The 24,397-nt window shown below is 74.0% G+C and carries 28 protein-coding genes and 1 pseudogene; 13 read left to right on the top strand and 16 right to left on the bottom strand.

The genetic code is table 11. The features are described from left to right. Nucleotide 1: 1 nt before the first annotated feature. Both ACGGZK_RS18600 and ACGGZK_RS18595 read right to left on the bottom strand, forming a co-directional pair. Nucleotides 2-790, bottom strand: a complete 789-nt coding sequence (locus ACGGZK_RS18600; protein ID WP_395244108.1) for a hypothetical protein — start codon at nucleotides 788-790, stop codon at nucleotides 2-4. After that, complete coding sequence (locus ACGGZK_RS18595) at nucleotides 784-1,842, bottom strand: hypothetical protein (protein ID WP_395244107.1); 1,059 nt, start codon at nucleotides 1,840-1,842, stop codon at nucleotides 784-786. The genes ACGGZK_RS18600 and ACGGZK_RS18595 overlap by 7 nt, the downstream gene beginning before the upstream one ends. A 284-nt stretch (nucleotides 1,843-2,126) precedes the next feature. Here ACGGZK_RS18595 and ACGGZK_RS18590 point away from each other — a divergent pair, with 284 nt between their 5' ends. Both ACGGZK_RS18590 and ACGGZK_RS18585 read left to right on the top strand, forming a co-directional pair. After that, entirely contained in the window at nucleotides 2,127-2,732 is a 606-nt protein-coding gene (locus ACGGZK_RS18590; RefSeq protein WP_395244106.1) for an RNA polymerase sigma factor, read from the top strand. 77 nt (nucleotides 2,733-2,809) lie between these two features. Continuing rightward, nucleotides 2,810-3,820 (top strand): hypothetical protein, encoded by a 1,011-nt coding sequence (locus ACGGZK_RS18585; RefSeq protein ID WP_395244105.1) that lies wholly within the window; start codon nucleotides 2,810-2,812, stop codon nucleotides 3,818-3,820. A 126-nt stretch (nucleotides 3,821-3,946) separates the two neighbouring features. Here ACGGZK_RS18585 and ACGGZK_RS18580 read toward each other — a convergent pair whose 3' ends face one another. Genes ACGGZK_RS18580 through ACGGZK_RS18570 form a run of 3 tightly spaced genes read right to left on the bottom strand, consistent with a single transcriptional unit; the run spans nucleotide 3,947 to nucleotide 5,702 of the window. Then, the gene (locus ACGGZK_RS18580) at nucleotides 3,947-4,267 is read right to left on the bottom strand and encodes a hypothetical protein (protein WP_395244104.1); all 321 of its coding nucleotides are present in this window, start codon (nucleotides 4,265-4,267) and stop codon (nucleotides 3,947-3,949) included. Beyond that, complete coding sequence (locus ACGGZK_RS18575) at nucleotides 4,264-4,659, bottom strand: nuclear transport factor 2 family protein (RefSeq protein ID WP_395244103.1); 396 nt, start codon at nucleotides 4,657-4,659, stop codon at nucleotides 4,264-4,266. Before ACGGZK_RS18575 ends, ACGGZK_RS18580 begins: the two co-directional genes overlap by 4 nt. Nucleotides 4,660-4,694: 35 nt before the next feature. Next, complete coding sequence (locus tag ACGGZK_RS18570; RefSeq protein ID WP_395244102.1) at nucleotides 4,695-5,702, bottom strand: DMT family transporter; 1,008 nt, start codon at nucleotides 5,700-5,702, stop codon at nucleotides 4,695-4,697. An 81-nt stretch (nucleotides 5,703-5,783) separates the two neighbouring features. On the opposite strand from ACGGZK_RS18570, the gene ACGGZK_RS18565 reads away from it, so the two are divergent. Beyond that, entirely contained in the window at nucleotides 5,784-6,248 is a 465-nt protein-coding gene (locus tag ACGGZK_RS18565; RefSeq protein WP_395244101.1) for an Lrp/AsnC family transcriptional regulator, read from the top strand. Between the two features lie 97 nt (nucleotides 6,249-6,345). Here ACGGZK_RS18565 and ACGGZK_RS18560 read toward each other — a convergent pair whose 3' ends face one another. After that, complete coding sequence (locus ACGGZK_RS18560; protein ID WP_395244100.1) at nucleotides 6,346-7,800, bottom strand: MFS transporter; 1,455 nt, start codon at nucleotides 7,798-7,800, stop codon at nucleotides 6,346-6,348. A 138-nt stretch (nucleotides 7,801-7,938) separates the two neighbouring features. Between ACGGZK_RS18560 and ACGGZK_RS18555 the strand changes: the two genes are divergently transcribed. The 3 genes from ACGGZK_RS18555 (at nucleotide 7,939) to ACGGZK_RS18545 (ending at nucleotide 10,682) form a co-directional block, all read left to right on the top strand. Further along, nucleotides 7,939-8,511, top strand: a complete 573-nt coding sequence (locus ACGGZK_RS18555) for a TetR/AcrR family transcriptional regulator (protein WP_395244099.1) — start codon at nucleotides 7,939-7,941, stop codon at nucleotides 8,509-8,511. Nucleotides 8,512-8,540: 29 nt separating this feature from the next. Continuing rightward, nucleotides 8,541-9,188, top strand: a complete 648-nt coding sequence (locus ACGGZK_RS18550; protein ID WP_395244098.1) for a cyclase family protein — start codon at nucleotides 8,541-8,543, stop codon at nucleotides 9,186-9,188. 66 nt (nucleotides 9,189-9,254) lie between these two features. Next, nucleotides 9,255-10,682 carry a hypothetical protein gene (locus tag ACGGZK_RS18545; RefSeq protein ID WP_395244097.1) on the top strand — a complete coding sequence of 476 codons (1,428 nt, stop codon included), beginning with the start codon at nucleotides 9,255-9,257 and terminating at the stop codon, nucleotides 10,680-10,682. A gap of 222 nt (nucleotides 10,683-10,904) precedes the next feature. Here ACGGZK_RS18545 and ACGGZK_RS18540 read toward each other — a convergent pair whose 3' ends face one another. Together ACGGZK_RS18540 and ACGGZK_RS18535 are read right to left on the bottom strand one after the other, a co-directional pair. Then, nucleotides 10,905-11,192 (bottom strand): DUF1905 domain-containing protein, encoded by a 288-nt coding sequence (locus tag ACGGZK_RS18540; RefSeq protein ID WP_395244096.1) that lies wholly within the window; start codon nucleotides 11,190-11,192, stop codon nucleotides 10,905-10,907. Nucleotides 11,193-11,211: 19 nt separating this feature from the next. Beyond that, complete coding sequence (locus tag ACGGZK_RS18535; protein ID WP_395244095.1) at nucleotides 11,212-11,430, bottom strand: DUF2188 domain-containing protein; 219 nt, start codon at nucleotides 11,428-11,430, stop codon at nucleotides 11,212-11,214. 104 nt (nucleotides 11,431-11,534) lie between these two features. On the opposite strand from ACGGZK_RS18535, the gene ACGGZK_RS18530 reads away from it, so the two are divergent. Next, nucleotides 11,535-11,978, top strand: a complete 444-nt coding sequence (locus ACGGZK_RS18530; RefSeq protein ID WP_395244094.1) for a hypothetical protein — start codon at nucleotides 11,535-11,537, stop codon at nucleotides 11,976-11,978. Here the strand turns inward: ACGGZK_RS18530 and ACGGZK_RS18525 are convergent. After that, a complete protein-coding gene (locus ACGGZK_RS18525; protein WP_395244093.1) occupies nucleotides 11,890-12,663 on the bottom strand; it encodes a helix-turn-helix domain-containing protein in 774 nt (257 codons plus the stop codon). The genes ACGGZK_RS18530 and ACGGZK_RS18525 overlap by 89 nt on opposite strands. A 112-nt stretch (nucleotides 12,664-12,775) precedes the next feature. Between ACGGZK_RS18525 and ACGGZK_RS18520 the strand changes: the two genes are divergently transcribed. From ACGGZK_RS18520 to ACGGZK_RS18505, 4 genes are all read left to right on the top strand, one after another. After that, nucleotides 12,776-13,993, top strand: a complete 1,218-nt coding sequence (locus ACGGZK_RS18520; protein WP_395244092.1) for a globin domain-containing protein — start codon at nucleotides 12,776-12,778, stop codon at nucleotides 13,991-13,993. 116 nt (nucleotides 13,994-14,109) lie between these two features. Then, a complete protein-coding gene (locus ACGGZK_RS18515; RefSeq protein WP_395244091.1) occupies nucleotides 14,110-14,967 on the top strand; it encodes a lysostaphin resistance A-like protein in 858 nt (285 codons plus the stop codon). Between the two features lie 13 nt (nucleotides 14,968-14,980). Beyond that, a complete protein-coding gene (locus tag ACGGZK_RS18510) occupies nucleotides 14,981-15,832 on the top strand; it encodes a lysostaphin resistance A-like protein (protein ID WP_395244090.1) in 852 nt (283 codons plus the stop codon). A gap of 75 nt (nucleotides 15,833-15,907) precedes the next feature. Beyond that, on the top strand, nucleotides 15,908-17,242 hold the full coding sequence (locus ACGGZK_RS18505) for a serine hydrolase domain-containing protein (protein ID WP_395244089.1): 1,335 nt from the start codon (nucleotides 15,908-15,910) through the stop codon (nucleotides 17,240-17,242). 6 nt (nucleotides 17,243-17,248) lie between these two features. Here the strand turns inward: ACGGZK_RS18505 and ACGGZK_RS18500 are convergent, their stop codons facing one another. The 5 genes from ACGGZK_RS18500 to ACGGZK_RS18480 all read right to left on the bottom strand — a co-directional run bounded on the left by ACGGZK_RS18500 (nucleotide 17,249) and on the right by ACGGZK_RS18480 (nucleotide 21,290). Then, nucleotides 17,249-17,905: a response regulator gene (locus tag ACGGZK_RS18500; RefSeq protein WP_395244088.1), complete on the bottom strand. Its 657-nt coding sequence runs from the start codon at nucleotides 17,903-17,905 to the stop codon at nucleotides 17,249-17,251. Further along, entirely contained in the window at nucleotides 17,893-19,092 is a 1,200-nt protein-coding gene (locus ACGGZK_RS18495) for a sensor histidine kinase (RefSeq protein ID WP_395244087.1), read from the bottom strand. Before ACGGZK_RS18495 ends, ACGGZK_RS18500 begins: the two co-directional genes overlap by 13 nt. Before the next feature lie 4 nt (nucleotides 19,093-19,096). After that, a complete protein-coding gene (locus ACGGZK_RS18490; protein ID WP_395244086.1) occupies nucleotides 19,097-19,828 on the bottom strand; it encodes a DUF2306 domain-containing protein in 732 nt (243 codons plus the stop codon). Between the two features lie 207 nt (nucleotides 19,829-20,035). Next, nucleotides 20,036-20,740, bottom strand: a complete 705-nt coding sequence (locus ACGGZK_RS18485; RefSeq protein ID WP_395244085.1) for an endonuclease/exonuclease/phosphatase family protein — start codon at nucleotides 20,738-20,740, stop codon at nucleotides 20,036-20,038. Between the two features lie 73 nt (nucleotides 20,741-20,813). Continuing rightward, complete coding sequence (locus tag ACGGZK_RS18480; protein ID WP_395244084.1) at nucleotides 20,814-21,290, bottom strand: winged helix-turn-helix transcriptional regulator; 477 nt, start codon at nucleotides 21,288-21,290, stop codon at nucleotides 20,814-20,816. 84 nt (nucleotides 21,291-21,374) lie between these two features. On the opposite strand from ACGGZK_RS18480, the gene ACGGZK_RS18475 reads away from it, so the two are divergent. Together ACGGZK_RS18475 and ACGGZK_RS18470 are read left to right on the top strand one after the other, a co-directional pair. Beyond that, the gene (locus ACGGZK_RS18475) at nucleotides 21,375-22,583 is read left to right on the top strand and encodes an MFS transporter (RefSeq protein WP_395244083.1); all 1,209 of its coding nucleotides are present in this window, start codon (nucleotides 21,375-21,377) and stop codon (nucleotides 22,581-22,583) included. A gap of 81 nt (nucleotides 22,584-22,664) precedes the next feature. Continuing rightward, a complete protein-coding gene (locus ACGGZK_RS18470; RefSeq protein WP_395244082.1) occupies nucleotides 22,665-23,381 on the top strand; it encodes a GyrI-like domain-containing protein in 717 nt (238 codons plus the stop codon). A gap of 57 nt (nucleotides 23,382-23,438) precedes the next feature. Here ACGGZK_RS18470 and ACGGZK_RS18465 read toward each other — a convergent pair whose 3' ends face one another. Both ACGGZK_RS18465 and ACGGZK_RS18460 read right to left on the bottom strand, forming a co-directional pair. Next, entirely contained in the window at nucleotides 23,439-24,158 is a 720-nt protein-coding gene (locus ACGGZK_RS18465) for a LysR substrate-binding domain-containing protein (RefSeq protein ID WP_395244081.1), read from the bottom strand. A 103-nt stretch (nucleotides 24,159-24,261) separates the two neighbouring features. Continuing rightward, nucleotides 24,262-24,354, bottom strand: a pseudogene (locus ACGGZK_RS18460) (LysR family transcriptional regulator); the annotation flags it as partial. Nucleotides 24,355-24,397 lie beyond the last annotated feature (43 nt).

The following is a 24,397-nucleotide window of genomic DNA, read 5'->3' as shown; positions in this document are numbered from 1 at the left end:
CTCAGATCGACCGGAGGAATGCCCAGGCCAGCGTGACGGCGCCGACGCCAGTGCCGATCGCGGCTCCTGCGCCGCGCGCGCGGCCGAGGCGGACGAGGCCGGCGGCGCCGAGCACGCCGACGCCGACGAGGCCGCCCCACGCGACCGGTGGCAGGCCGACGAACCGGCTCACGAGGCCGAACGGCGCCGGGCCGGCCACCGTCTCGCTCCGGCGCTCGGGCGGTCCTTTCTCGTCCTGCGTGAGCACCGACGCCTCCGCGCCGGTGGCGAGGTACGCGGCGATGCGTTCCAGCTGCTCGGGCCGTTCGAGCGGCGCGCCATGTCCGCCGTGGAGCGTGCGAGCCTCGTCGATCGGCAGGCCCGCGGTGTGCTCGAATCCGAATACGCCAGCCGTGCCGACGTCGGGGCTGCCGAGCCCGCGCAGCCACGAACACAGCAGGCCGACCGGCACATCGGTCACGCCGCGGTCGCTGCGGACCGTGCCAGGCTCCCACGTCGAGCCGTTCCACCGGCCGATCTGGCCATCGCGGAACAGGCGGTCCCAGTCGAACCGCCGGGGCAGCACCGTGCCGGCGAGGTAGATGCGATCGAACCGCATCGCGGGCACCCGCCCGAGCGACTGCGCCATCATGTACGTGCCGTTCGAGTGCCCCGCGAAGACGAACCCGTCGGGGTCGCGGCTCGCGTACGCGTCGCCGTAGAGCTCGAGGAACTCGTGCACCTTGCGGCGGCGGGTGCCGGGCAGGGCGAAGTCCATGGCCGTGAAGTAGCCGGTGTCGGGGCTCAGCACCTTCGTGTCTGCCGAACGCTTCGCGACCTCCGCGCCGAGCACCTGCACCCAGCTGCCGAGCGCCTTCGCTCGGATGCCGTGCAGGATGAATGCGGTCTGGCCGGGCTGCGGGAGCGTTCCCTCGAGCACCTTCTCGTCGTCGCGGCCGAGGATCGCCGTGCGCACCTGCTCGTATCGGCGTTCCGGGTCGGGTGCGCGGTCGAGCCGGATGAGCCCCGCGTGGTCTGCCCGGGGATCTCGTACACCTTCGCGCCGGGCATGAAGCGCTGATCGAGGATGTCGGCGTGGGTCACGAGGGAGTCGGCGGTGCCGAGCACCTGCACGACGGTCGGCCGCTTCGGCCGGTCGGCCGGCTCGGATCGGTCGGCCGGGTCGGACCGGTCTGCCGGGTCCGACCGGTCTGCCGGGTGGGGCCGGAAGGCGTCGAGCCACCGCAGGCGCAGGTCGGTGATCCAGTACCCGCCCGCCTGGACCTTCTCGATCGTGAAATCGGCGAACGGAGTCGCGATCGCGTACGCGAGCCGCCAGGCCAGCGGGTTGCCCGGGGCATCCTGACGATAGCCCGAGTTCGGGCTGCCGAGCAGCACGATCCGGCGGACGAGGCCGGGCCAGCGATAGGCGGTCGTCGGCGGCTGAGCGTCCTCGGTTCGGTCCGTCGACGAGGCCGGCGCTGCGGGGCTCGCCGGTGTCGAGGTGTCCGTCGGCGGCGTGGCATCCGCCGCATCGAGCAGGTACGCGGCACGCGCGAGCACGCCGCCGAAGCTGTGCCCGGCGAGCAGGATCGCATCGGGCGGCTCGACGTCGTCGGACAGCTCGCCCGCCCAGTCGCGGATCTGCGCCGCGAGGGTGCGCACGACCGAGTCGAGATCGACCCGGGCGGTCGCTGTCAGGCCATGGTCGAAGACCTCGACGCGCCAGTTCGGCGCGAGGTCGCGACGGAGGCGGCGGATGAGCTCGTCCCAGCGCGGTCGTTCGTTCCGGCTGCGGGGCGGTAGCCCGGGTACGAAGACGAACAGGCCGCGACGCACGTCGCGGATCTCTGGGCTGGTCATGCACGGCTCCCCTCGGTCGAGGCGGGCTGGATGGCCCGGGCGTGTCGCTCATCGCCACGCTAGACCCGCGGACGCCGCGAGGGGGAGACCCCAGACGTGGGCGGAGTTGCCGGCCGCCGACCCGCGGGGCGCTGCGTCCCCCCAATACGACGCAGCGTCCGCGCGGGTCGGCGGCCGGTTCGGCGCGAACCGACAGGACGCGTCAGAAGAGAGACGTCGCAACGGGGAGGATGTGACATCGCTCTTCCGATTAGGTCGTCGTGTTTCGGATAGCCTCGCCGACAGTGGCATCCACCGCGGCCCAGCCCGCGCACCCGAACGGAGGAACCATGCGGACCGAGGCATCCGATCGCGTCGACCCTGCCGCGGCGAGCGTGCTGCGCACGATGTTCACCGAGCAGCCCGACCGGCTGCGACGGCGCGCGGTCAGCCTCGGCCTTCGGCGCGAGGACGCTGAGGATGCCGCGCAGTCGGCCGCGACGGTCGCGATCGCGCACATCGACCAGGTGCAGTGCGCCGACGAACCCGCCATCTGCGCCTGGGTCGACACCATCGCGCGGCGCGTGGTCGCCGACGAGTTCCGCCGCCGCGGACGCGAGCGGACCTTCCTCGACGAGATCGAGCGCGAGGTCGGCGGCCTCGCACCCGGCGGCACCGTCTTCGCGCCGAGCGCGGAGGCGGAGGCCGAGCACCGCGAGCGGGTCACCGCGACCGCGATCGCGATCCAGTCGCTGCCCGACGCGCTGCGGGAGGTCATGGAGCTGCGCTACGGGCACGACCTGCCCACGCGTCGCATCGCCGAGGAGCTCGGGCTGAGCGACGCCGCGGTGCGCCAGCGGCTCACGCGCGCGCGGGCGGCGGTCACCGACTCGGTCGGCGTGTCCGACTGACGCCCGGGACGCCGACTCAGGGATGCCCCCGGGGCGGATCGGAGACGCTCCGGGCATACTGGCCCCGAGCGTGCATCATGTCCACGGCACCTGGCACCCGGCGATGGACGCGGGCGACGATCGCGACGTCCGCGGCGGGCGGCGTGCTCGCGCTGAGCGGATGTGTCGCCGTCACCGACGACGGCACCCGGTTGAGTGACTGGACAACGAGCGTCGGCGCCGGTTGGGACCGGTTCGTGACCGAGGTGCTCGCACCGGTCGGCAACGCGCTCTTCGCCATCCTCGTGGCCTGGCTCGCGCTCGCCGTGGTCGCCCGGCTCATCACGCTGATCCCGGGCATCCGGAACCTCCGTATGGCGCGACGCACCGGCGCGGTGCTGCGTGCGATCGGCTGGACCCTGCTCGTGCTCACTCCGATCATCACCGTGCTGACGACCGCGTTCGCCGAGGACAACTTCTTCACCTGGCTGATCGTGTCGACCCCGCTCGCCTACGCGGCAGTCGGGACCCTCGGCGTCGGCCTCGCGACCCGGTCTCGCCTCGATGCGAAGGTCATCACCACCGATGGCGAGGCGAACGAGGCCTGGTCGATCGACGCCCTCCTGCAGGTGCGCAAGGTCTACTCCGAGGAGTTGCGAGGGCACATGCAGCAGTCCGGCTCGGCCGACCTCAGCGAATTCATCACGCTTGCCGACCGCAGTGGGAGCGGGATCGCGTCGGCGATCGCCTGGGTGGTCCAGGTGCTGTTCAACGCGACGCCCTGGCTGCTCCAGGTGACCATCCTCGACGGGCGGTCGGCCGTCGCCACCATGCGGCGCAACGGCGTCGCGATCGGGGAGCGCGAGCTCGACCTCGCCTGGGGCGACGCCGACGCCGACCAGCACCGGAGGCTGCTCGCGTTCGCGGCGGTGTTCGCCGCCGCGGAAATGGAATCCCGGTACCGCGACGGGCGCGGGTTCGATCGGAGCGAGGGATGGGAAGCGGTGGCCATGCGCCGGCTCGCGAGGTCGGCGAAGGGGGATGAGCGAGGGCATTACCTCGCGCGGGCCGGGGTGGCGGCCACTCCTACGGGGCGCTGGCGGAGGTGACCGAGGAACTCGGTGGATCCGGCTGAAGAGTGCAACCCGTGAACGTGCCGCACTGGTCCGGCGGTCGAGTAGGCAGCGGAGCGGCCGTAACGAGACCGGGTGACGCGGTCTCGGGACGGGTCCTTGCTACTCGACCGGCGAGTCGGTCTCGACGCCCGGCCGCCGCACCTCGAAGAGGTCGGTGCGGGAGACGGCGCGGTCGCGCTCGGGGGTGAGGGCGAGGCGGCGCGGGTCGGCGAGGTAGGCGTCGAGGGCGGCCTGGTTCGGGACGCGGTAGAGCTGCACCTCGGTCGGATGCTCCGGGCCGGCGTCGCTGCGCACGCGCTCGAGCACCTCGATGCCGTACGGCGGCATGAGCGCGAGCACCGCGTCCTCGTAGGCCACGAGGTCGTCCTCGAGACCGGGGTGCGCCCAGAGCAGGCAGCAGAGCGTGAATCCGGCCGTCATCCGATCGTGTCCGCGTGCCGGTGCACGACCTTCCAGCCGCCCTCCTCGTGGCGGTAGACCTGCGTCGCGCGCAGGGTGAAGCTGCGCGGCACGCCGTCGATCGACGTCGAGATGCGCTCGTAGCCGGTGGTGTACGCCATGTCGCCGACGACCTCGTACGAGAGCAGGTCGAACTCGTAGTCGATGCAGTCCGAGAACGTCGAGGCGAGCACCTCGAACGCCTCCACCAGCTGCTCGCGACCGATCGCGTTGCGCCACGCGCCGAGCGCGCTGACGGGCTCCTGCTTCGACCAGATCTCGCGCCGCGGCCGGTCGTCGCCGTCGAGCATCGCCCGCTCGGCGGCCACGAAATCGATGTTCACCCAGGCGAGGAAGTCGATCGGTTCAGTCATGGTCTCAGGATGCTCCGACTCGCGCCGGGGCACAATCACCTCGCGGGGGCGAGTCCTGCCGGTGCCGCAGCGGATGCCCCGACCGACGAGCGCACGCGCGCCCGCCGTGGCGGCGCATTGAACAGCGCGACCCCGCCCACGATGATCGCGAGCGCGACGACCACGCCGGCGGTCAGCGGTTCGCCCAGCAGGGGCACCGCGAGGAGCGCGGTCACGACCGGGCTCAGCGCGCCGGCGGCCGACGCGATGCCGCTGCCGAGGCTCCGCACGGCGACCACGTACGCGACCGTCGAGACGACCCCCGTGCCGACGCCCTGGAGCAGCACGAAGAGCAGCGCGTCCTCGGGGCGGGCAGTGCCCGCGAGCAGGCTCGACGGCATCGCTCCGGTGACGGCGAGGAGTACGGCGATCGCAGCCGACGGCGCGCAGACCACGAGCACGACGCTGCTCACGTCGAGCGAGGTCCGCCGCAGCGCGAGCGTGTAGACGGCCCAGATGAACCCGGCGGCGAGCAGCACGCCGATGCCGGCGAGCGACCCGCTCGACGCCGTCAGTGCGGCGGCTGCGCCGACGCCGACGAGGATCGCCGCGACGGCGACGAGCTGCCGTCGGGCGACCCGGCGTCGCCCGGGCCCGGCGCCGGCGCCCGCCAGCGCGAGCAGCGTCACGAAGACCGGCACGGTGCCCGGGATGATGAGTCCGACGAGCGCTGCCGACGCGAGGTGGCCGCCGAGTGCCGACACGAGGAAGTGCGGGAGCCCGCCGACCAGGAGGAGCAGCACGACCACGACCGGCTCGCGCCGCACCTGCCGGATCGCGCGCGGCACGAACGGCGCGAGGATCACGAGCGGGGTGAGGAAGCGCAGCATCGACACGTCGATCGTGGTCAGGCTCGTCCCGCCCGCGCCGCGCAGGGTCAGCGCGAACGACGACCAGAGCAGCACGGCGATGGCGAGGGCGACGCCGCCGAGGAGACGGGTGCGGCCCGGGGACTGACGTCGTGGGTTCGACCGGATCGACCACCGCTGGTTCGGCGAGGACATGCAGCAACGGTACGAAGATCGGCGCCGCAGCCGATTGCGGAATCTGCCGTGACAGGCACGCCGTTTGGCAGAATCTGTCGCATGCGCGAACTCGACGACATCGACCGCCACATCCTGCTCGAACTGCAGCGCGACGGGCGCCTGACCAACCAGGAGCTCGCCGACCGCGTCGGCCTCTCGCCGTCGCCGTGCCTGCGCCGCGTGCGGCAACTGCAGGACGACGGCATCATCACCGGCTTCAGCGCCGAGGTCGCGCCGGTCGCGGTCGGCCTGCCGATCACGGCATGGGTGAGCCTCACCCTCTCCTCGCACGCCGCCGAGGTGGTCGACGAGGTCGAGGCGCGGCTGCGGGGCATCCCGGAGGTGATCGAGGCCTACCTGCTCGCCGGCGACGACGACTACCTCGCGCGGGTCGCGGTCGCCTCGTTCGACGAGTACGAGAACCTCATGCGGCGCGAGCTGCGAGCCATCCCGTCGATCGCCGCCATCAAGACGACGTTCGCCTTCGGCATCACGAAGCCGCGCTCGCCGCTGCCGCTGCCCTGAGCGCGGGGCGCCGCGCGGTCCGCCGCCCGGCGCGGAGACGACCGGAGCCCGGCTCGACAGGTCGAGCCGGGCTCCGGCGATGCGCGGGAGGCGAGCCTCAGGCGGCCCGGGCGGATGCCCCGGCGGGGGCGAGCTCGGCGACCTCCTCGAGCGGCGATTCGACCACGGGGATGACCCGCGCGACGGGGCGCGCCGGGCGCGTGCGGTTGAGCAGCGGCGCGAGGCCGCCGACGAACGCGAGCGACGCGCCGATGACGAACGCCGTCACGTAGCCCGACTCGGCGGGCAGACCGCCGGTGCCGACCGCAGCGCCGATCGCCGCGGCGTACACCGTGGTGCCGATCGCGCCGCCGATGGTGCGGATGTTCGCGTTCATGCCGGTCGCGATGCCGACCTGGTCGGCCGGCACGCTCCGCACGATGAGGTTCGGCGTCGACGACGTGACGAGCCCGGTGCCGAGGCCGAGCACGGCCGCGGCGGCCGCGAGCGCCCACACGTTCTCGTGGAACAGCGCGATCGAGAGGGCCGACGCCGCCGAGAGGAACGCGCCGGTGGTGAGTTGCACCGCGAACGGGACGACCCGGCTGAGGGGACCTGCGACGAACCCGACCGAGGCCATGGTGATGAGCATCGGCAGCATGATCAGGCCGGCGGTCGCGGCATCCGCTCCGAGCCCGTAGCCGCTCGCCACCGGGGTCTCGGCGAGGCGCGGCAGGTAGGCCCACATGCCGAACATCGCGGCGCCGGTGAGGAGGGCGGTGACGTTCGTCGTCCACACGGCGGTCAGGCGCATGACGCGCATGTCGACGAGCGGGTTGCGCGACCGCAGCTCGACGACGACCCAGGCCGTGGCGAGCACTGCGGCGACCGCGAACAGGGTGAGCACGGCGGGCGAGCCCCAGCCCCACTGGTTGCCCGAGCTGAGGGGGAGGAGCAGGGCGACGAGCCATCCCGACAGCAGCACGGCCGCGAGGCCGTTGAGACGCCCGGTGGCGCGCTCGAGCGTGCGGGGGAGTCCGCGCCAGCCGAGCACGAGGCCCGTCCCGGCCAGCACGAGGGGCAGCGCGAACAGCCCGCGCCAGCCGATCGCGGCCGACACCGGGCCGGAGATGACGGTGCCGAGGCCGCTCGCGACGGCCATGATCGCCGACAGCGCGCCGATCGCGCCGGCGAGGCGCTCGGGGGTGAAGGCGTCGCGCACGAGGCCGAAGCCGAGCGGGAACACGGCACCGCCGAGCCCCTGTAGCACGCGGGCGAACAGCATGATCGCGAGGTTCGGGGCGAACGCGGCGAGCACGGAGCCGATCGCGACCGCGCCGAGCGCGAGCAGGTACATGCGGCGGCGGCCGTAGAGGTCGCCGGCGCGGCCGAGCAGCGGGGTGGCGACTGCCGCGGAGATGAGCCAGGCGGTGAGCATCCAGGTCTGGCCGACGGCATCGGCGCCGAGGTCGGCGCCGATCGTGGTGAGCACGGGGATGATGAGCGATTGGAGGCTGGCCACGGCGGTGAAGCTCGTCGCGACCGCGAGGAAGGTGAGACGGGAGGTGGACATCGAGCGCCTTTCCGAAGACGAGGGAGGCGGGTGGGGGCGGCGTATACTGGAGGGAGACTCCGATCGGAGGCCGCCTCCGGTACTGTACCGGAGGGAGCCTCCACTTCGCAACCACGATGTCCCGATGAGGTGGATCCGATGACCGACACGACGCTGCGCACGCTGCTCGAGGCGCGCCGGCCGACGCGCGCCGACGCGCGCCGCAACTTCGACGCGCTCGTCGCCGCCGCGGGCGACGCGTTCGCCGAGCACGGGGTGGATGCCTCGCTCGAGGACATCGCCCGTCGCGCCGGCGTCGGCATCGGCACGCTGTACCGCAACTTCCCGACCCGCGACACGCTCGTCGAGGCCGTCTACCTCGACGAGGTCGCCGGGGTCACCTCGTTCGCCGACGAACTCGCCGACGACCTGGCGCCCTTCGACGCGCTCGCCGCGTGGCTGCGTCGCTTCGCCGACTACGCCGGCCGCAAGAAGGTGCTGCTCGAGGGCCTCAACCGCGACTCCGACCTGCTGCAGACCTGCCGCGCCGTCATGTACGAATCGGGCGAGCCGCTGCTGCGTCGCGCCCAGGAGGCCGGCGAGGTGCGCCCCGACATCGCCATCGACGACGCCGTGCGGCTCGTCGCCGGGGTGGCCGGCGTCGCGTTCCCCGACGACGCGCAGCGCGACCGGGTCATGGGCATGGCGGTCGACGGACTGCGGGTGCGCTGAACTCGCGGGCCGGGTGCGAGACTGCAGGCGTGCGTGAGCTGAGCCATCCGATCGCGACCGGCATGCCGGTCTATCCGGGCGACCCGCCCGTGCGCCTCGAGCCCTGGCTGGTGCTCGACCGCGACGGCGCCGACGTCGCCGCGCTGCACCTCGGCACCCACAGCGGCACGCACCTGGATGCCCCCGCCCACGTCGTCGCCGGCGGGCGGACGACCGGGCGCATCGGGCTCGACGAGCTCGTGGGCGAGGCGCTCGTCGTGCACCTGCCCGGGCTCGAACCCCGAGCGCGCATCGACCTCGCCGCGATCGAGGCAGCGCTGCCGGGCGGGCTGCCCGAGCGGGTGCCCGGCATCGTCGTGCTCGACACCGGGTGGGCGGCGCACTTCGGCGACGACCTCGCGGTCGCGCACCCGGCGATCGATCCGGATGCCGCGGGCGAGCTCCTGCGCCGCGGCATGCGGCTGCTCGGGGTCGACACGCTGAGCCCCGACCCGACGGGCCGCGAGGCGGCCGGCGAGGCCTTCCCGGTGCACGCGCTCGTGCTCGGCGCGGACGCGCTGATCGTCGAGAACCTCCGCGGGCTCGATGGGCTGCCCGAGCGGGTGCGGATCGGCGTGTTCCCACTGCCGGTCGACGCCGACGGGGCCCCGGTGCGTGCGGTCGCATTCGTGGACTGAGCGCTCGCGGGCGACGGTGACGGCCGCCGCTACGCTGAACCCCGACCCCCACCACCCGGAGCCCGGATGCCCCGCATCGACCAGCACCCGCGCCGATCGCGCGCCGAACGCCGCGCCCTCGCGCGGGAGGCTGCCCGTGACGGAGGTCTCCGGGCCCGCCTCGCGGGCGAGGCATCCGCTCGCTTCGTCGACGTCGGCGGTGGCGGAGCGGCCGTGACCTCCGCGCTGCTGCGCGCGTCGTTCGGGTTCCTCGTCGGCGCCGGCATCGTGTTCGTCGCGCTGCTGATCGCGGCCATGGTCGGCGAGGAGGTGTTCTGGGAGCTCAGCGAGGCCATCGAGCTCGACCTGCTCGCGCGCGCCGGCGCCGGTGCTGCCCTCGTGATCGCGGCGGCGACCGGCGTCGTGCTGCCCGCCTTGTTCGCAGCCGACGCTGCGTTGTTCCTGCGACGGCTGGAGTCTGCGTCGGTCGACGCGCCCGCCCTGCCCGCCGCCCGAGCCCGGGCGCGCGTCGCGACGGCCCCGGCACGGATGCTGCGACGGATGCTGCTCGCCGTCGGCCTCATGGGTGCCTCGGCGGCGGCGATCGCGGGGATCATCGTCCTCACCGAGAGCGGCGCCACGGAGCAGCAGGAGTTCTGGATCATGCTCGGCGTGGGCTCCGTGCTCACGGTGATGTGGCTGGCGCTCCGCCCGCTCCTCATCGCCGCGGAGGCGCGCTGGATCGCGCGGGTGCATCCGCTCACCTACGACTGGAGCGGACGGCAGGGCTTCGTCGCCCAGGCCGAGGAGCGGCGGCGCGAGGCCGCGGCCCGCGACGACGGGCCCTCCCTCCTCGCGCCCGGGGCGACGCGCCGGCTCGAGTGGCTCACGGCCGGCGCCGGCATCGCCGTCGGGCTCTCGGCGGCACTCTGGTTCCTGTCGGTCGCGATCCGCCAGCCGTGCCGTCGGTGCGACCCGCGGTACTACGACGAGCCGGTCGAGCAGTTCATCGACGGACTGAGCCTCGTCGGCGGCGTGCTCATCGCGGTGACGGCCGCCGGGCTCGTGCTGCTGCTCCTCGCGAACCTCATCGTGCTGCGCGTCCGGGAGATCACGGCCGCGCGCTGGGTCGTCGACGGCCGCGCCCGCCGCGCGCCCGCCGACCGTGCCGAGCGATTCCTCGTCGGCGGGCGGGCGACGGTGTTCCTCGGCCAGGCGGTCGTCGCCGCGGTGGCGCCGGCGGCGGTGATCGTCGCGCTCGCGGATGCCTGGTTCGACGTGTCGTGGGCCGACGCCGGGATCGGCTTCACGATCGCGGCCGTGGCCTTCGTCGCGGGCGCCGGCATCGCGTGGCTCGACGACGGGCCCGCGACACGGGAGCGCAACGCGCTGCGGGTCGCGCTGTCGCCCGGCGACCCGACCGCGAAGGAGATCGCCGCGCGGGCGCGGGCCGCGGCGGTGCAACGCCGGCTCGACCGGGCTGCGGCCAAGCGGGAGCCGTCCGGGCGAAGCTGAGTCGTGGCATCCGCCGCCGGGCGGGCGGGGCGCGCCGGGCGTGCTGGTCGCCCCCGCGCACAGTTGCCGCGCCGAGTGTCCAGTTCCTGCGGCTCGGCGCGGGCATGGGTCGCACGAACTGGACACTCGCGGGGCAGGCGGGCAGGCGGGCAGGCAGGCAGGCGGGTGTGCGGGAGGGCGGGCGGCGTCCAGCCGGGGCATCCGGCGGCGCAGCAGGTCGCGTCAGACCGCGACCGACATCCGCACGTCGAACACGTCGCCGAGGTCGAGGCGCTCGCGTCGGCGCACATCGGCCCTCACCGGCAGGATGTAGCCGCCGTCCTTCGGCCAGAGCGACGTCGTCCACCGGGTACCGCCGACGTGCACGCCGACCGGGATCATGCCCCAGCCGTACGTGACGGCGCTCGCCACCTCGGCGATCGCCTCGCACGCGTCGGGCGGGACGGTCACGAAGTGGTGCGGCGCCGGACCGCGCCAGAACCACAACTCGCCGGCGAACGCGAAGTCCATCGTCGGATCGCCGCTTCGGTCAGCGGTCGTCGCCCGACGCGGGATCTTCGTCGGTGATCACGCCCGTCGGTACGCTGTCGACGACGGAGTGCCGAGTGCCGAGCTCCGCGGCGAGCTCGCGGCCGGCGTCGACGGCCTCCTCGCGGCTCGAGTAGCTCTGCGAGCGTTCCGGCTCGCCCTCCACGTGGTTCTCCCACTGCCCTCGGTTCGAGCGGGTCTCGACGTCGCCGTCGGCCATGGTGTTCCCCCTTCGCCGGCGGCCGCACCCCGGCCGCCGCGCCTCACGCTACGCCCCGCCGCCGACGATGGCACGGGATCGACGGCCGCGATACGCTCGCGGCCATGCACGGGGGAGCGGACGGCGAGGCGGATGCCACGGGCCGGCCGGATGCCGCCGGCATCGTGCTGCTCGTCGACGTCGCGAACGTGATGGGCTCGACGCCCGACGGCTGGTGGCGCGACCGAGCCGGCGCCGCGACCAGACTGCTCGTGCGGCTCGTGCCGTTGGTCGGGCGGGTCGTCGAGGTTCCGGATGCCTCGCCCGCCGTGATCGCCCGGGTCGTCGCCGTCGTCGAGGGCCAGGCGAAGGGCGTCGCGGCGCCCGACGGCGTCGAGGTGGTGCGCGCTCCTCGCGACGGCGACACGACGATCGTGGAGGTGGCCGAGACCGGGGGAGCGGGGCATCCGCTCGTCGTCGTCACCGCCGATCGCGGACTGCGCGATCGCCTGCCGGCGGGCGTGCAGGCGCTCGGGCCGGGCTGGCTGAACGCGCTGATCGGCCGGTGACCCCGCCCGGGTCGACCACCGACGTCAGCGCGACGCGGCAGCGGTGGGCGGTGACGAACGGCTCGACGCGGCGCAGCGCGAGCGGTCCGTCGACCTGGCCGAGCACGTCGCGCACGAGTTGCGCGTGCGTCGCGCAGACGAGCGCCGTGTCCTCGTCGAGCAGGTCGTGGTAGCGGCACGGCGCGAGGTCGAAGGTGAGCGCCGCCTCGTCGACCTCGGGTTCGAGGCCGGCGTCGTCGAGGTGCTCGTAGAGCACGTCGAGCTGCGTGCGGGCACCGGCGTCGAGCGGCGCCGAGCCCGAGGCATCCGCCGAGCCCGAGGCATCCGCCGAGCCCGAGGCATCCGACGGGCCCGATGCATTCTCCGCGCCCATCGCCGCCCGCAGCAGCGCGCCGCGCCTGCGGGCCTCGGCGATCCGCCAGCGCGCGACCTCGCTCGACGCGGCCTCGCGCACCGGGTGGAAGCCGACCGGCGGGCGTCCGCGCCCGTGAGACGGCATCGGCTCGCCGCGGATCAGCCCCTCGCGCTCGAGCACCGCCAGGTGGTCGCGCACCGTGTTCTGCGGCAGGCCGCACGACTCGGCGAGGTCGCTCACCCGGCGGCCGGGCTGCCGCTGGATGGCTCGCAGCAGGCGGATGCGACTCGGCTGGGTGAGACCGCGGAAGTCTCCGACGCGACGGGGCACCCGCACGATTCTACGGCCGGTCGAATTTCTCCGGTGGAACGGCGAGCGGCTCGGGGCACCCGCATTCCAGACTCGACCCGACGCATCCGCGCCGCTCAGGGAAAGGAACTTCATGCAGCTCTCGCTCTCGCCGGAGTCCGAGGCGGTCGTCCGCGCCACGGCGGGCGTGGTCGCCGCGCACGCCGAGGAGATCACCCGCACGTTCTACCCGGCGATGTTCGCCGCGCACCCCGAACTGCTGCGCGTGTTCAACCGCGCGAACCAGGCCGTCGGCGAGCAGCCGAAGGCGCTCGCCGCCTCGGTCGTCGCGTTCGCGGTGCAGCTCATCGACCCCGACGCTCCCGACTTCTCGCCGGTCATGCGCCGCATCGCGCACAAGCACGTGTCGCTCGGCATCAAGGCGCGCGACTACACGATCGTCGGCCGACACCTGCTCGACGCGGTCGGCACCGTGCTCGGCGACGCCGTCACCCCCGCGGTGCGCGCCGCCTGGGACGAGGTGTACTGGCTGTTCGGCTGCTCGCTCATCGCCGCCGAGGCGGCGCTCTACGCCGAGGGCGGCACCGACCCCGAGCACCCGTGGCGGCAGTACCGAGTCGTCGAGCGCTTCGACGAGTCGGACGACGTGATCTCGCTGCTGCTCGCCCCCGTCGCGGGCGAGGTGCCGTCGCACCGCACCGGCCAGTACGTGGCGATCGCGGTCGACCTGCCCGACGGGTCCCGCCAGCCGCGGCAGTACACGATCTCGTCGGGCCCGCGCGGCGACTCGCTGCGGGTCACGGTCAAGCGGGTGCGCGGCGTCGACGGCAACCCCGACGGGCAGGTGTCGACCTGGCTGCACGAGCACGCCCGCCCGGGCACGGTGCTCGACGTGTCGCAGCCCGCCGGCGACGTCGTGCTCGACGACACCGACGCGCCGCTCGTGCTCGTCTCCGCGGGCATCGGCATCACCCCGATCGCGGCGATCCTCGAGGACCTGTCGCGCCGCCAACCCGACCGCACCGTGCGGCTGTTCCACGCCGACCGCGCCCACGACACGCACGCGCTGTACGCGTCGCTGCGCCGCCAGGTGCTCGCGATGGACGACGCCCGCGCGCAGAACTGGTACGAGGTCGACGCCGCCGAGGCGCCGACGCTGCACCCCGCGCTGCCGGGCTTCATGGACCTCGGCGAGGTCGAGCTGCCGGATGCCTCGACGGTGTTCATGTGCGGTCCGCTGCCGTTCATGCGCGCCATGCGGAACACGCTCATCGCTCGGGGCATCCCGACCGAGCGGATCCACTACGAGGTGTTCGGGCCCGACCTCTGGGCGCAGCAGCCCGCGGCCTGACCGCAGCCCGCAACCCGCAGCAGTGCGGGGGCCGGGGCGCCCACGGGCGCCCCGGCCCCGATAGGGTCGATCGTGGTCGCGCGACTCCGCCGGCCCGCATCAGGCAGGGGGAGCCAGTGCACGATCTCGCACCGTCGTCGGCATGGAAGCGGTTCTGGGAGCGCGGGGGCGGCTGGAAGGCGCTGCTGCTCGCCGCCGCCTACTACGGGGTGTACGAGCTCCTGGGGCAGCTGGTGGGCTGGGTGTTCCCCGAGGAGACTCGCGGCGAGTCCGGGGGCGCCCTGGACGTGTTCATCGCCACGGCGCTGCCGATCATCCTGGCGATCGTCGTCCTGGTCCTGTTCGGCTGGTCGATCGGGTGGTTGCGCGAGCTCTTCGGGCCGCAGCCCGTCCGCGGCCGTGGCTGGATGTGGGTCGGCGTCGGCGTCGTGCTCGCGATCAACGTGTCGGCGCTGCTCAGCATCGACTACGCCGAGGCCGGGTTCACGCTCGTCGCGACCTGGCTCCTCACCGGCCTGTTCATCGGCTTCGCCGAGGAGCTGCTCACCCGCGGCTTCGTCGTGAACCTCATGCGCAAGGCCGGGCACGGCGAGATCGCGGTCGCCCTCGTCTCTGCGGGCATCTTCGCGGCGCTGCACTTCGGCAACGTCTTCACGACCGACCAGGGCCTGGTGGTCACGCTGATCCAGGTCGTCTACACGTTCGGGTTCGGCATCTGCATGTACCTGGCGCTGCGGGTCACCGGCAACCTGATCTGGCCGATCCTGATCCACGCCAGCACCGACCCGACCCTGTTCCTGCACGGCGAGTACCCGGTGGAGGGCAGCCCGCTCGGCCTCCTGTCGGCGTTCAGCACGTACGTGGTCATCGCGACGGGCGTCGTGCTGCTCATCGTGCTGATCGTCAGCGAGCGGCGCCGCGCGAAGGCCGGCACCACCGACGCATCCGCATTGAGCGAGGCGGACGCCGCCTGATGGGCGTCGCCTGATGGGGGTCGTCGCGCCGGACGCCGCGACGACGCACGACCGGGTGCGCCGCACCTTCTGGGTCGGCCTCGTCGCGGTCGGCTTCTACGTGCTCGTCGCCGCCGGGCTCGGCAACCTGCTCGGCCCGCTCGCACCCGAGGGTGCGACCTGGGCCGAGTTCGCCCTCTCGCATTTCATCCCGCTCGCGATCGCGATCGGCGCCGGGCTCTGGTTCGCCCGCTGGTCGGGCTGGTGGGCCGACGTCTGGACGCAGCCCGCCGCCGTCGCGACGCCGCCGCGGCGCTGGTGGCTCCTCGCCGTGCCCGTGCTGCTGCTCGTGAACCCCGTCGTCACGCTCGCGGGCACGCCGTGGGGCGACCGCCCGGCGTGGTGGGTGCTGCTCGTCGCCGTCGGCTGCCTCGGCATCGGCGTGGGTGAGGAGCTGTTCTACCGGGGCATCCTGCGGGTGAGCCTGCGCGCGCGCCACGGCGAACTGGTGACCCTGCTCGTCACCTCGCTGCTGTTCGGCCTCAGCCACACCGTCGGCAGCATGATCGCCGGCGTCGAGCCGGGCGGCATCGCCTTCCAGGTGGCCGTCACATCGATGAACGGCGCCCTGTACTACGCGGCGTTCAAGGCGACGGGTTCGCTGTGGGTGCCGATCGCGCTGCACGCCCTCGACGACTGCTCGCTGTACCTGCAGTCCACGGCGCCGATCGTCGTCGCGGCCGGGCATGCCGACACCGACCCGTCGCCGGTGACCATCGTCGTGCAGGTCGTGCTCGCAGCACTCTCGGTGGCGGTCGTCGTGAGCGCGGCGCTCGAGGACCGCCGTGCACGGCGCGCGCGGAAGGCGTCGGCCGCGGCGGAGTGACCCGCGGAGTGCCGCCGCCGTCCCGGACCCCGCGGCCGGAGCCGGGGCGGGACATCCGCTTGCTACGATCCGCTCGTGCGCATCCTCCGTCGGATCCTCCTCGTCCTGGCCGCCGTCGTCCTCGTCGCCATCGTCGGCGTCGTGGCGGTCTACTGGTGGCAGCGCCCCCTGCTCCTCACCGGAACCGGCTACGCCGCCCACAACGCCTGCGCCGTCACCGAGGTCGCCGGGCGCGACGACCCCGAGACCGACCTTCCGCCCAATCCGCTCGTGCCGTACCTGCGCGTCGACGGCGCCGGCGATCCGACCAACGGCACCCTGCTCGGGGTGCTCGCGCGCCAGCAGGCCTGGTACGCCGAGGGCTTCGGCTGCACCCTCGCGGGCGAACGGCCCGATCTCGGCGAGGCGACCGCGATCGAGGCGGGCGCGAACCCGTACGCGGATGCCCCGGCTCCCGCCGCCGACCCGGCGATCGACGGGGCGATCGCGCTCGCCTTCGGCGACGACCTCGACCAGGCCGGTGCCGAGGCGCTCGGCACCCGCGGCATCGTGGTGCTGCGCAACGGCGCGCTCGTCGGCGAACGCTACGCGGAGGGGTTCGACCAGGCGACCCCGCAGCTCGGCTGGTCGATGTCGAAGAGCGTCGCCTCGCTCATGGTCGGCGTGCTCGCCCAGCAGGGCGCGGTGTCGCTCGAGGAGGACCACCTCGTGGCCGACTGGACCGACGGACGCGCCGGCATCACCGTCGACCAGCTGCTGCGCATGACGAGCGGGCTGCAGTGGGACGAGACGTACGACCTCGGCACCCCGATCACGCGCATGCTGTACCTCGAGCCCGACATGGGCGCGTACGTGGCGAGCCAGCCCCTCGCGCATGAGCCGGGGACCGTGCAGCAGTACTCGAGCGGGTCGACGACCCTGCTCTGCTCGGTGCTCGCCGAGCGCACCGGCCTCGGCGCCGACCTGCCGAGGCAGACCCTGCTCGGGCCGCTCGGCCTCACGACCGCCGTGTGGGAGCCCGACGCATCCGGCACGCCCGTCTGCTCGTCCTACCTCTGGGCGAGCCCGCGCGACTGGGCGGCGATCGGCCAGTTCGCGCTGCAGGGCGGCGCGTGGAACGGCGAACAACTGCTGCCGCCCGAGTGGATGCAGCGGAGCCTCACCGTGGAGCCCACCGACGCGACCGACGACCCCGGGTACGGACTGGGCTGGCGCGTCAACACGCAGCCCGACGGCAGCCTGCGCTGGCCGACGCTGCCCGCCGACGCGTTCTCGGCGAACGGGCACGACGGCCAGGAGATGATCGTGGTGCCCTCGGAGGGGGTCGTGGTGGTGCGGCTCGGCTTCACGCCCGAGGTCGACCAGGAGCCGACGGTCATCGGCGTCGTCCAGGCGGCGATCGCGGGGTAGGCGGGGTCAGCGACGGCCGCGCTCGTGCGCCCAGATGGCGAGCTCGACGCGGTTGCGGGCGCCGAGCTTCGTCATCAGGCTCGCGAGGTGCGTCTTCACGGTGCTGAGCGAGACGTGCAGCTCGGCGCCGATCTCGGTGTTGCCGAGGCCGCGGGCCACGGCTGCGAGCACGTCCTCCTCGCGCGCGGTCAGCGGCGACGACGGCTCGACGGGCGGCGCCGGCGCGGTGCCGGCGAACGTCTCGATGAGCCGCACGGTCACGTTCGGGTCGATGAGGGCATCGCCGCGAGCCGCCGCTCGCACGGCCTCGGCGAGGAGGGCCGCTCCGGCATGCTTCAGCAGGAACCCGCGCGCCCCCGACCGCAGCGCGTCGTACACGTACTCGTCGAGGTCGAACGTCGTGATCACGACGACCGGGATCGGGTCGGCCACCTCGGGCCCCGCGAGTCGGCGGGTCGCCTCGAGGCCGTCGAGCACGGGCATGCGGATGTCCATCAGGCAGACATCCGGCCGGATGCTGCGCGCCAGCGCCACGGCCTGCGCGCCGTCGGCCGCCTCGGCGACGACCTCGAGGTCGGGCTGGGCGTCGAGGATCAGCCGGAGGCCCGTGCGCACGAGCTCCTGATCGTCGGCGATGAGGATGCGGGTGGTCACCCCGCCCATCCTGCCCGGGGCAGCACGGCGACGACGGCCCACCCGCCGTCGGGCGCCGGGCCCGCCGTGCAGGTGCCGCCGAGCAGCGCGGCGCGCTCGGCCATGCCGGTGAGGCCGTAGCCGGATGCCCCGGTCGATGCGGATGCCTCGGGGCCGGCGGGCGCCGCTGTGGTGCCGTCGTCGCGGACCTGGAGCCGCACGCCCGCCGCGTCGACCCCGACCCGCACGGCGATCCTCGTCGCGTCGCGGGCGTGCCGGCGCGCGTTCGTCACCGCCTCCTGCGCGATGCGGAACACGGCGGCCGCGACCGCGGGCGGCAGCGCATCGGAGCCCGAACCGGATGCCTCGCCGGCGACCTCGACCACCACGTCGACGCGGGGCGTGGCATCCGGAGCGGCGAGCCGCCGCACGTCGTCCAGGCCCGGTGTCGGCGCGACCTCGGGGGCGCCTGCGGCGCCCGTGGCATCCGACTCGTCGCGGCGCAGCACCCGCACCATCGCGCGCATCTCGTCGAGGGTGCGCGCCGCCTCGCCCTCGATCACCCGGAGCACTTCGGCCGCGGCGGCCGGATCGGCCGGGGCGACGATCGTGCCGGCCTGCGCCTGCACGGCGATCGCCGACACGTGGTGCGCGACCGTGTCGTGCAGGTCGCGGGCGAGGCGTTCGCGCTCGAGCAGCCGGATCCGGTCGAGCTCGCGCGCCCGGGCGCCCGCCCGCCAACGGAACGCGACGCCGAGCGTGCACGTCGTCACGACGACGGCGATGCCGCCGATCACGTCGCCCGGCGTCGGCGACTCGAACACCAGGGAGAGGAGGGTGCCGGCGATGACGAGGGCGCCGCCGCCGAGCATCGCCCGGCCCGACCCCCACCGCATCACGGCGTACACGAGCACCAGGAAGTACGCCGTCGTGAACAGCGGCGACTCCGCGCCGACGACCACGCTGCACGCCGTGCCGGCGCCGAAGGCGATCGCGAGCATCGTGAACGGACGGGTGCGACGCCACAGCAGGGTGGGCACGAGTGCGATCAGGACGATCGCCCAGAACCACCGCGACGGGACATCCGTTCGCGTCGCCGCCTCGAGGAGGGCGACCAGCGGCAGCGCGCCGACGAGCACCCAGTCGCGCCAGACCCGCCGCGGCGGCGCCGGGACGGCGGCCGGGGCGTGCCACAGCGCACGCAGGGGGCTCGTCATGCCCTCATGATAGGAGCGCATCGGGGGCGGCGGATCGGCCGGACGGACGAGCCCCGACCGGGGCTCCGCGGCGCGTGTTCCGCGCCCGGCGCCGGATGACGAACTCCGCGACCGCGAGGTTGATCACCCAGCCGGCCCCCATGAGCACCGCGTGCATCGCCTCGCCGGGCGCCCCGAGCGCGAGCGTCCACGGCAGGAACGTGAAGACCTGGGTGCCCGCGCCGAGGCCGATCGCGTAGGCGCGGGTCATCCACGCGCTGTGCGTGACGACGTCGCCGCGGCGGATCGCGACGAACGCGACCACGATGCCCGCCGCCATCGCGGTGCCGAAGCCGAGCCGCATCACGAACATCGCCGGGCCGTTCACGGCGGGCACGTCGTAGAAGAGCGTCATCCAGAGCGCCGATCCCGCCGAGACCAGGCCGGCCGGCGCGACGACCCGACCCGCGAGGCGATGCCAGCGGCGGCGGCGCAGCCCGGGCGCGAACTGCAGCGCTCCCAGCACGAGGAACACGGTCGACCCGACGATGTGCAGGATCACCGGCACGGGGGAGTCGAAGAAGCGCGCGTTCTCGGCGGTGACGGTCGCGCCGCCCGCGAGCTGCGAGAGGCGCATCGAACCGGCGAGCACCGGGACGAGGCTGAGGAGGATGAGGCCCGTCGGGGCGAGCCATCCGCGGTGCCGCCTGGCGGGCCGAGCGTGTGGTGCGGCCGGTGCCGCCGGGATCGAGGTCATGCCTCGATGCTCGCGGGGCGGTGACTGCGGATGCATCGGCCGGACGGTCCGACCGCCTCGGCCGATCGGCCGATTCCCAGGCGATGCGGGGCCCGCGACTGTCCAGTTCCGGCGGGTTCTCCGCGGCGGGATCGGCAGGAACTGGACACTCGCCGGCGCGCGGGCGCGGGCGCGGGCGCGGGCGCGGCTGCCGCGCGGCGGCCCGCGTCAGATCACGACGTCGATCTCGTCTTCTGCGCGCAGGTCGGAGTAGTGCGCGTCGACCAGGATCGGCAGGTGGTCGCTCGACCCGCGCGGCAGCGTGCGAACGCTGCGCATCTCGAGGCCCGCGCTCGTTGCCAGGTCGAAGTGGCCGCGGAAGAACTTGTAGCGCGTGTAGGTGCGGCTGTCGCTGAGGGTCAGGTCGTAGCCGGCCTCGCGCACCTTCTCGGCGAGGTTCTCCTTGAAGACCGGATAGTTGTAGTCGCCGACCATGAGCGTCGGCAGGCCCGGGCCGAGGAACTGCAGTTCGCCGAGCGCCGTGCGGATCTGGTGCCGGCGCAGCGAGTTCAGCGCGGTCAGCGGCGCCGCGTGGAACGACGCGACGATCACCTCCCGGTCGTGCGTCAGGTCGACGAGGCGTGCGCCGAGCAGGCGCTCGTGCGCCGGGCGCAGCACGCGATCGTGCAGCGACTTCTTCAGCGCGAACGCGCGGATGGCTCGTGGCTCGAAGCGGTCGGGCCGGTAGTACATCGCGAGCCCGAGTCGGTTGCCGGTCGTCGAGTGGGCGAGTTGGAGGCGTCCGACGTGCTCGGCGAGGTCGCTCGTGTCGGCCTCCTGCAGGCAGAGGACGTCGGGCGAGTACTGCGCATCGAGCGCCGCGAGCTCGGAGATGGCGCGGTGCTTCCGGAGGTTGTAGCTGATCGTCAGCATCGCCCCAGCGTAGGGCGGATGCCTCGGTGCCCGCTGTGGGTTGCCTTGCGAGGACGTTTCGTGTCGATGACCTTCAGGCGCCGGCCGAGTCGGTGGCGCGGGCGCCCGGCCCGCGCACCGAGACCACGTCGGCCGCGTCGACCCGGTTGCCCGCGTCGTCGAGGAAGGCGAGGTGCACGGGCCGCCCGGTGTCGCGCGACGTGTAGACCGACGCCGGCCCGTGGCCGCTCGGCCGGTGGTGGTCGCCCCACTCGGTGATCGCGGCGAGCACGGGGCGGAGCGCGCGCCCGACGTCGGTGAGCACGTACTCCTCGCGCTCGCGCTCGCCGGCCTCGCGGTAGGGGCGCCGTTCGAGCACGCCGGCGTCGACCAGCCGGCCGAGGCGGTCGGTGAGCACGTCGGGGGCGACGCCGAGCTCGGTGCGGAACTCGGCGAAGCGGGTGTGCCCGCGGAACGCCTCGCGCACGATCAGCAGCGACCACTTCTGCCCGAGGACGTCGAGGCTGCGCGCGATGGAGCAGCGTTCGTCGGCGGGGTCGGTGGCGGGCATGCGGACATTCTACCTCCCTGGGTAGGAATCTCGTATTCAGTCTGCTAGCTTGGTGTTTCCAATTCAGGTAGGAAGGTGCGCGGGATGACCCTCAGCACACGGGGAAGCTTCTGGACCGCCGCGGCCGTGGCCGGGCTGGCACTCTGGGCGAGCGGCGCGCCCACCGTCGTCTATCCGCTGTACGCCGCGGAATGGCGCGTCGACCCGGCCGTCACGACGGCGATCTTCGCGATCTACCCGCTCGTGCTCGTGCCGGTGCTCATCGTCTTCGGCAACCTCTCCGACGTCATCGGCCGGCGGGCCGTGATCCTCCTCGGCATCGGCGCCCTCGCCGTCGGCTCCATCGCGTTCGGGCTCGCGCCCGACCTGCTCTGGGTCTTCATCGGGCGTGCGTTCATGGGGCTCGGCGTCGGACTCGCGCTCAGCCCGGCGACCGCCGCCATGGTCGAGTTCGGCGGACCCGACGGGGCGCGGCGCGCGAGCTCCACCACGACCGCGGCCACGGCCACCGGGCTAGCGCTCGCCACGATCGTCGGCGGCGCGCTCGTGCAGTACGCGCCGATCCCGCTCCACCTCACCTTCTGGGTGCTCACCGCGGTGACGCTCCTCGTCGGGGCGTTCGCCTTCGCGCTGCCGCGGCACACGCGCGACGAGGCATCCGGCCCGTGGCGTCCGCGCCTGCCGAGGATGCCGCGCGAGGAACGGGCCCCGTTCGTCGCCGGCACGCTGGGCGTCTCGGCCGCCTACGCGATGGGCGCGATCTTCCTCGCGCTCGGCGCGCAGGTCGCGCGCGACCTCGTGCACTCCGACGACGTGTTCGTCGATGGCCTCGTGCTCGCGGTCTCGGCGGTGGTCATCGGCGTCGTGGCGATCGCCGCACGCGGGTTGCGGCCGAGGGTCGCGGTCAGCGTCGGGCCGGTGTTCCTCGCGGGCGGCCTCGGGCTGCTCATCGTCGCCGGCCTCGCGCACTCGCTGCCCGCGTTCCTCGGCGCGTCGATCGCGGCCGGTGCCGGGTACAGCCTGATGTTCTCGGGCGGACTCGGGCTCGTCACGGGCAGCGCGCCGGTGCACGAGCGGGCCGCGGTCATCTCGGCGGCGTACGTCGTGGCCTACCTGTTCCAGGCCGCCGCCGCGCTCGGCCTCGGCGCCGTGGCGACCTCGGCGGGCCTGCAGGCGGCGCTCGACGTGGGCGCGCCGGCGATCGTGCTCATCGGCGTGGCCGCGGTGGTCGTGGCGAACCTTCCGGGGCGGCGGGCGGTCGCGACGAACACGGCGGCGGTGCCGACGGCCTGATGGCCGGGGGCGCCGGTGCGGCCGACGGGTGTCGGCCGTAGCCCGTACCCTCGGGCGCACGGGCGAGGGAAGCGAGGCGGCATGGCGGCGGATGACGCAGGCACGGCGGGCGCGGCAGGCACGGCGGGCGCGGCAGGCACGGCGGGCGCCCGAGGTACGGCGAGCACCGCCGGCGCAGGCGCCGAGAAGTACGACGTGAAACGCGGGCACCGCGAGCTGTACGCGCCGCCGCGGCGCGACTTCGTCGAGGTCGACGTGCCGCCCATGCGGTACCTCGCGGTCGACGGGCACGGCGACCCGAACACGAGTCCCGCGTACGCGGAGGCGATCGAGGCGCTCTACGGCGTCGCGTACGCGCTGAAGTTCCGCAGCAAGCGCGAGCTCGGCCGCGACCTCGTGGTCGCCCCGCTCGAAGGGCTCTGGCGCGCCGACGACCCGGCGACCTTCGTCGCCCGCGACAAGTCGGCCTGGAGTTGGACCATGCTCATCGCCCAGCCCGACTGGATCGACGAGGCACTCGTCGCCGCCGCCGTCGAGCAGGTGCGCGCGAAGCGGCCGAGCGCCGCGGTCGATGCACTGCGCCTGCTCCACCTGCACGAGGGCCGCTCGGCGCAGGTGCTGCACGTCGGCTCGTACGACGACGAGGCGCCGACCCTCGCCCGGCTCCACGACGAGTGGATGCCCGCCCGCGGGCTCACCTTCAACGGCGACCACCACGAGATCTACCTGAGCGACGCCCGACGCACCGCGCCCGAGAAGCTGAAGACGGTGCTCCGACAGCCGGTGCGGCCGGTCTGACGGCCGCGGTCCGCGGGCCGGCGTGGCGTCGCGAGTGCGGTCGCGTCGCGGTCGCGCTCAGGCCGCCGCGGCCGCCCCCGCGTCGAGCAGGTCGAGCAGGAGCGATGCGGATGCCTCGGCCGGGCCTCCGGTCACCGCCGAGACGACCCACTGCGGTGCCGACGCCGGCAGCGCGAGCGTGACGAGCCCGGCCGCCTGCGGCTTCGCCGCGACGTGCTGCGGCACGAGCGCCAGGCCGAACCCGCGGTGCACGAGGTCGAGCAGCGTGTGCACGTCGTCGACGGTCGAGCGCACCCGGCGGGTGACGCCGTGCGCGGCGAGCGCCTCGTCGTTCAGCGACCGGATCGCCCACGACGGGTGGAAGTCGACGAAGTCCTGGTCGCGCAGGTCGGCCCACTCGGCCTGGCCGCCGGGGGCGCGGCCGGCGTCGCGCCCGCCCTCGCGCCCCGCTTCGCGCACGGCGAGCGGATGTCCCGGCGGGAGCAACAGCACGAGCGGGCGCCGACCGAGCTCGACGCGGGTGAGCCGGCCGAGGTGGTCGCTCGTCGCGACGAACGCGAGGTCGAGGCTGCCGTCGCGTACCCGGGCGGCGAGCTCGTGCGACCCGGCCTGGGTGAACTCGAGGTCGACCAGCGGGTAGCGCCGGTGCGCGCGTTCGAGCAGCCCGACGACGTCGACGAAGCCGAGGCACTGCTCGGCGCCGACGCGGAGGCTCCCGGTGGGCTCGTGGGTGGCACGCACGACGGCGTCGCGCGCGGCGGCGGCCTGGGCGAGCATCGTGCGGGCGTGGGGGAGGAGCGCACGCCCGGCCTCGGTCGGCTCGAACGCGGCGGGTGGTGCGGGTGAACAGCGGCGTGCCGAGCTCGTCCTCGAGGCCGCGGATGGCCGCGGACAGGCCGGACTGCGACACGCCGCAGACGGCGGCGGCCCGGGTGAACTGCTCCTCGTCGGCGAGGGTGACGAGGTACTCCATCTGGCGAAGGTCCATTCATCCGCTCCGCTTCTGAATCACATGA

It is taken from the genome of Agromyces sp. MMS24-K17, from assembly GCF_043950245.1.
Taxonomy (GTDB): domain Bacteria; phylum Actinomycetota; class Actinomycetes; order Actinomycetales; family Microbacteriaceae; genus Agromyces.
This window is presented reverse-complemented; position numbering and strand designations above follow the sequence as displayed.

Bases quoted from the DNA above. Each gene is read 5' to 3' on its own strand.
- ACGGZK_RS18595 (WP_395244107.1), bottom strand. From the start codon at position 1,842: ATGACCAGCCCAGAGATCCGCGACGTGCGTCGCGGCCTGTTCGTCTTC.
- ACGGZK_RS18585 (WP_395244105.1), top strand. From the start codon at position 2,810: ATGTCCACGGCACCTGGCACCCGGCGATGGACGCGGGCGACGATCGCG.
- ACGGZK_RS18580 (WP_395244104.1), bottom strand. From the start codon at position 4,267: ATGACGGCCGGATTCACGCTCTGCTGCCTGCTCTGGGCGCACCCCGGT.
- ACGGZK_RS18575 (WP_395244103.1), bottom strand. From the start codon at position 4,659: ATGACTGAACCGATCGACTTCCTCGCCTGGGTGAACATCGATTTCGTG.
- ACGGZK_RS18570 (WP_395244102.1), bottom strand. From the start codon at position 5,702: ATGTCCTCGCCGAACCAGCGGTGGTCGATCCGGTCGAACCCACGACGT.
- ACGGZK_RS18565 (WP_395244101.1), top strand. From the start codon at position 5,784: ATGCGCGAACTCGACGACATCGACCGCCACATCCTGCTCGAACTGCAG.
- ACGGZK_RS18560 (WP_395244100.1), bottom strand. From the start codon at position 7,800: ATGTCCACCTCCCGTCTCACCTTCCTCGCGGTCGCGACGAGCTTCACC.
- ACGGZK_RS18555 (WP_395244099.1), top strand. From the start codon at position 7,939: ATGACCGACACGACGCTGCGCACGCTGCTCGAGGCGCGCCGGCCGACG.
- ACGGZK_RS18545 (WP_395244097.1), top strand. From the start codon at position 9,255: ATGCCCCGCATCGACCAGCACCCGCGCCGATCGCGCGCCGAACGCCGC.
- ACGGZK_RS18540 (WP_395244096.1), bottom strand. From the start codon at position 11,192: ATGGACTTCGCGTTCGCCGGCGAGTTGTGGTTCTGGCGCGGTCCGGCG.
- ACGGZK_RS18535 (WP_395244095.1), bottom strand. From the start codon at position 11,430: ATGGCCGACGGCGACGTCGAGACCCGCTCGAACCGAGGGCAGTGGGAG.
- ACGGZK_RS18530 (WP_395244094.1), top strand. From the start codon at position 11,535: ATGCACGGGGGAGCGGACGGCGAGGCGGATGCCACGGGCCGGCCGGAT.
- ACGGZK_RS18520 (WP_395244092.1), top strand. From the start codon at position 12,776: ATGCAGCTCTCGCTCTCGCCGGAGTCCGAGGCGGTCGTCCGCGCCACG.
- ACGGZK_RS18510 (WP_395244090.1), top strand. From the start codon at position 14,981: ATGGGGGTCGTCGCGCCGGACGCCGCGACGACGCACGACCGGGTGCGC.
- ACGGZK_RS18500 (WP_395244088.1), bottom strand. From the start codon at position 17,905: ATGGGCGGGGTGACCACCCGCATCCTCATCGCCGACGATCAGGAGCTC.
- ACGGZK_RS18495 (WP_395244087.1), bottom strand. From the start codon at position 19,092: ATGACGAGCCCCCTGCGTGCGCTGTGGCACGCCCCGGCCGCCGTCCCG.
- ACGGZK_RS18490 (WP_395244086.1), bottom strand. From the start codon at position 19,828: ATGACCTCGATCCCGGCGGCACCGGCCGCACCACACGCTCGGCCCGCC.
- ACGGZK_RS18485 (WP_395244085.1), bottom strand. From the start codon at position 20,740: ATGCTGACGATCAGCTACAACCTCCGGAAGCACCGCGCCATCTCCGAG.
- ACGGZK_RS18480 (WP_395244084.1), bottom strand. From the start codon at position 21,290: ATGCCCGCCACCGACCCCGCCGACGAACGCTGCTCCATCGCGCGCAGC.
- ACGGZK_RS18475 (WP_395244083.1), top strand. From the start codon at position 21,375: ATGACCCTCAGCACACGGGGAAGCTTCTGGACCGCCGCGGCCGTGGCC.
- ACGGZK_RS18470 (WP_395244082.1), top strand. From the start codon at position 22,665: ATGGCGGCGGATGACGCAGGCACGGCGGGCGCGGCAGGCACGGCGGGC.
- ACGGZK_RS18465 (WP_395244081.1), bottom strand. From the start codon at position 24,158: ATGCTCGCCCAGGCCGCCGCCGCGCGCGACGCCGTCGTGCGTGCCACC.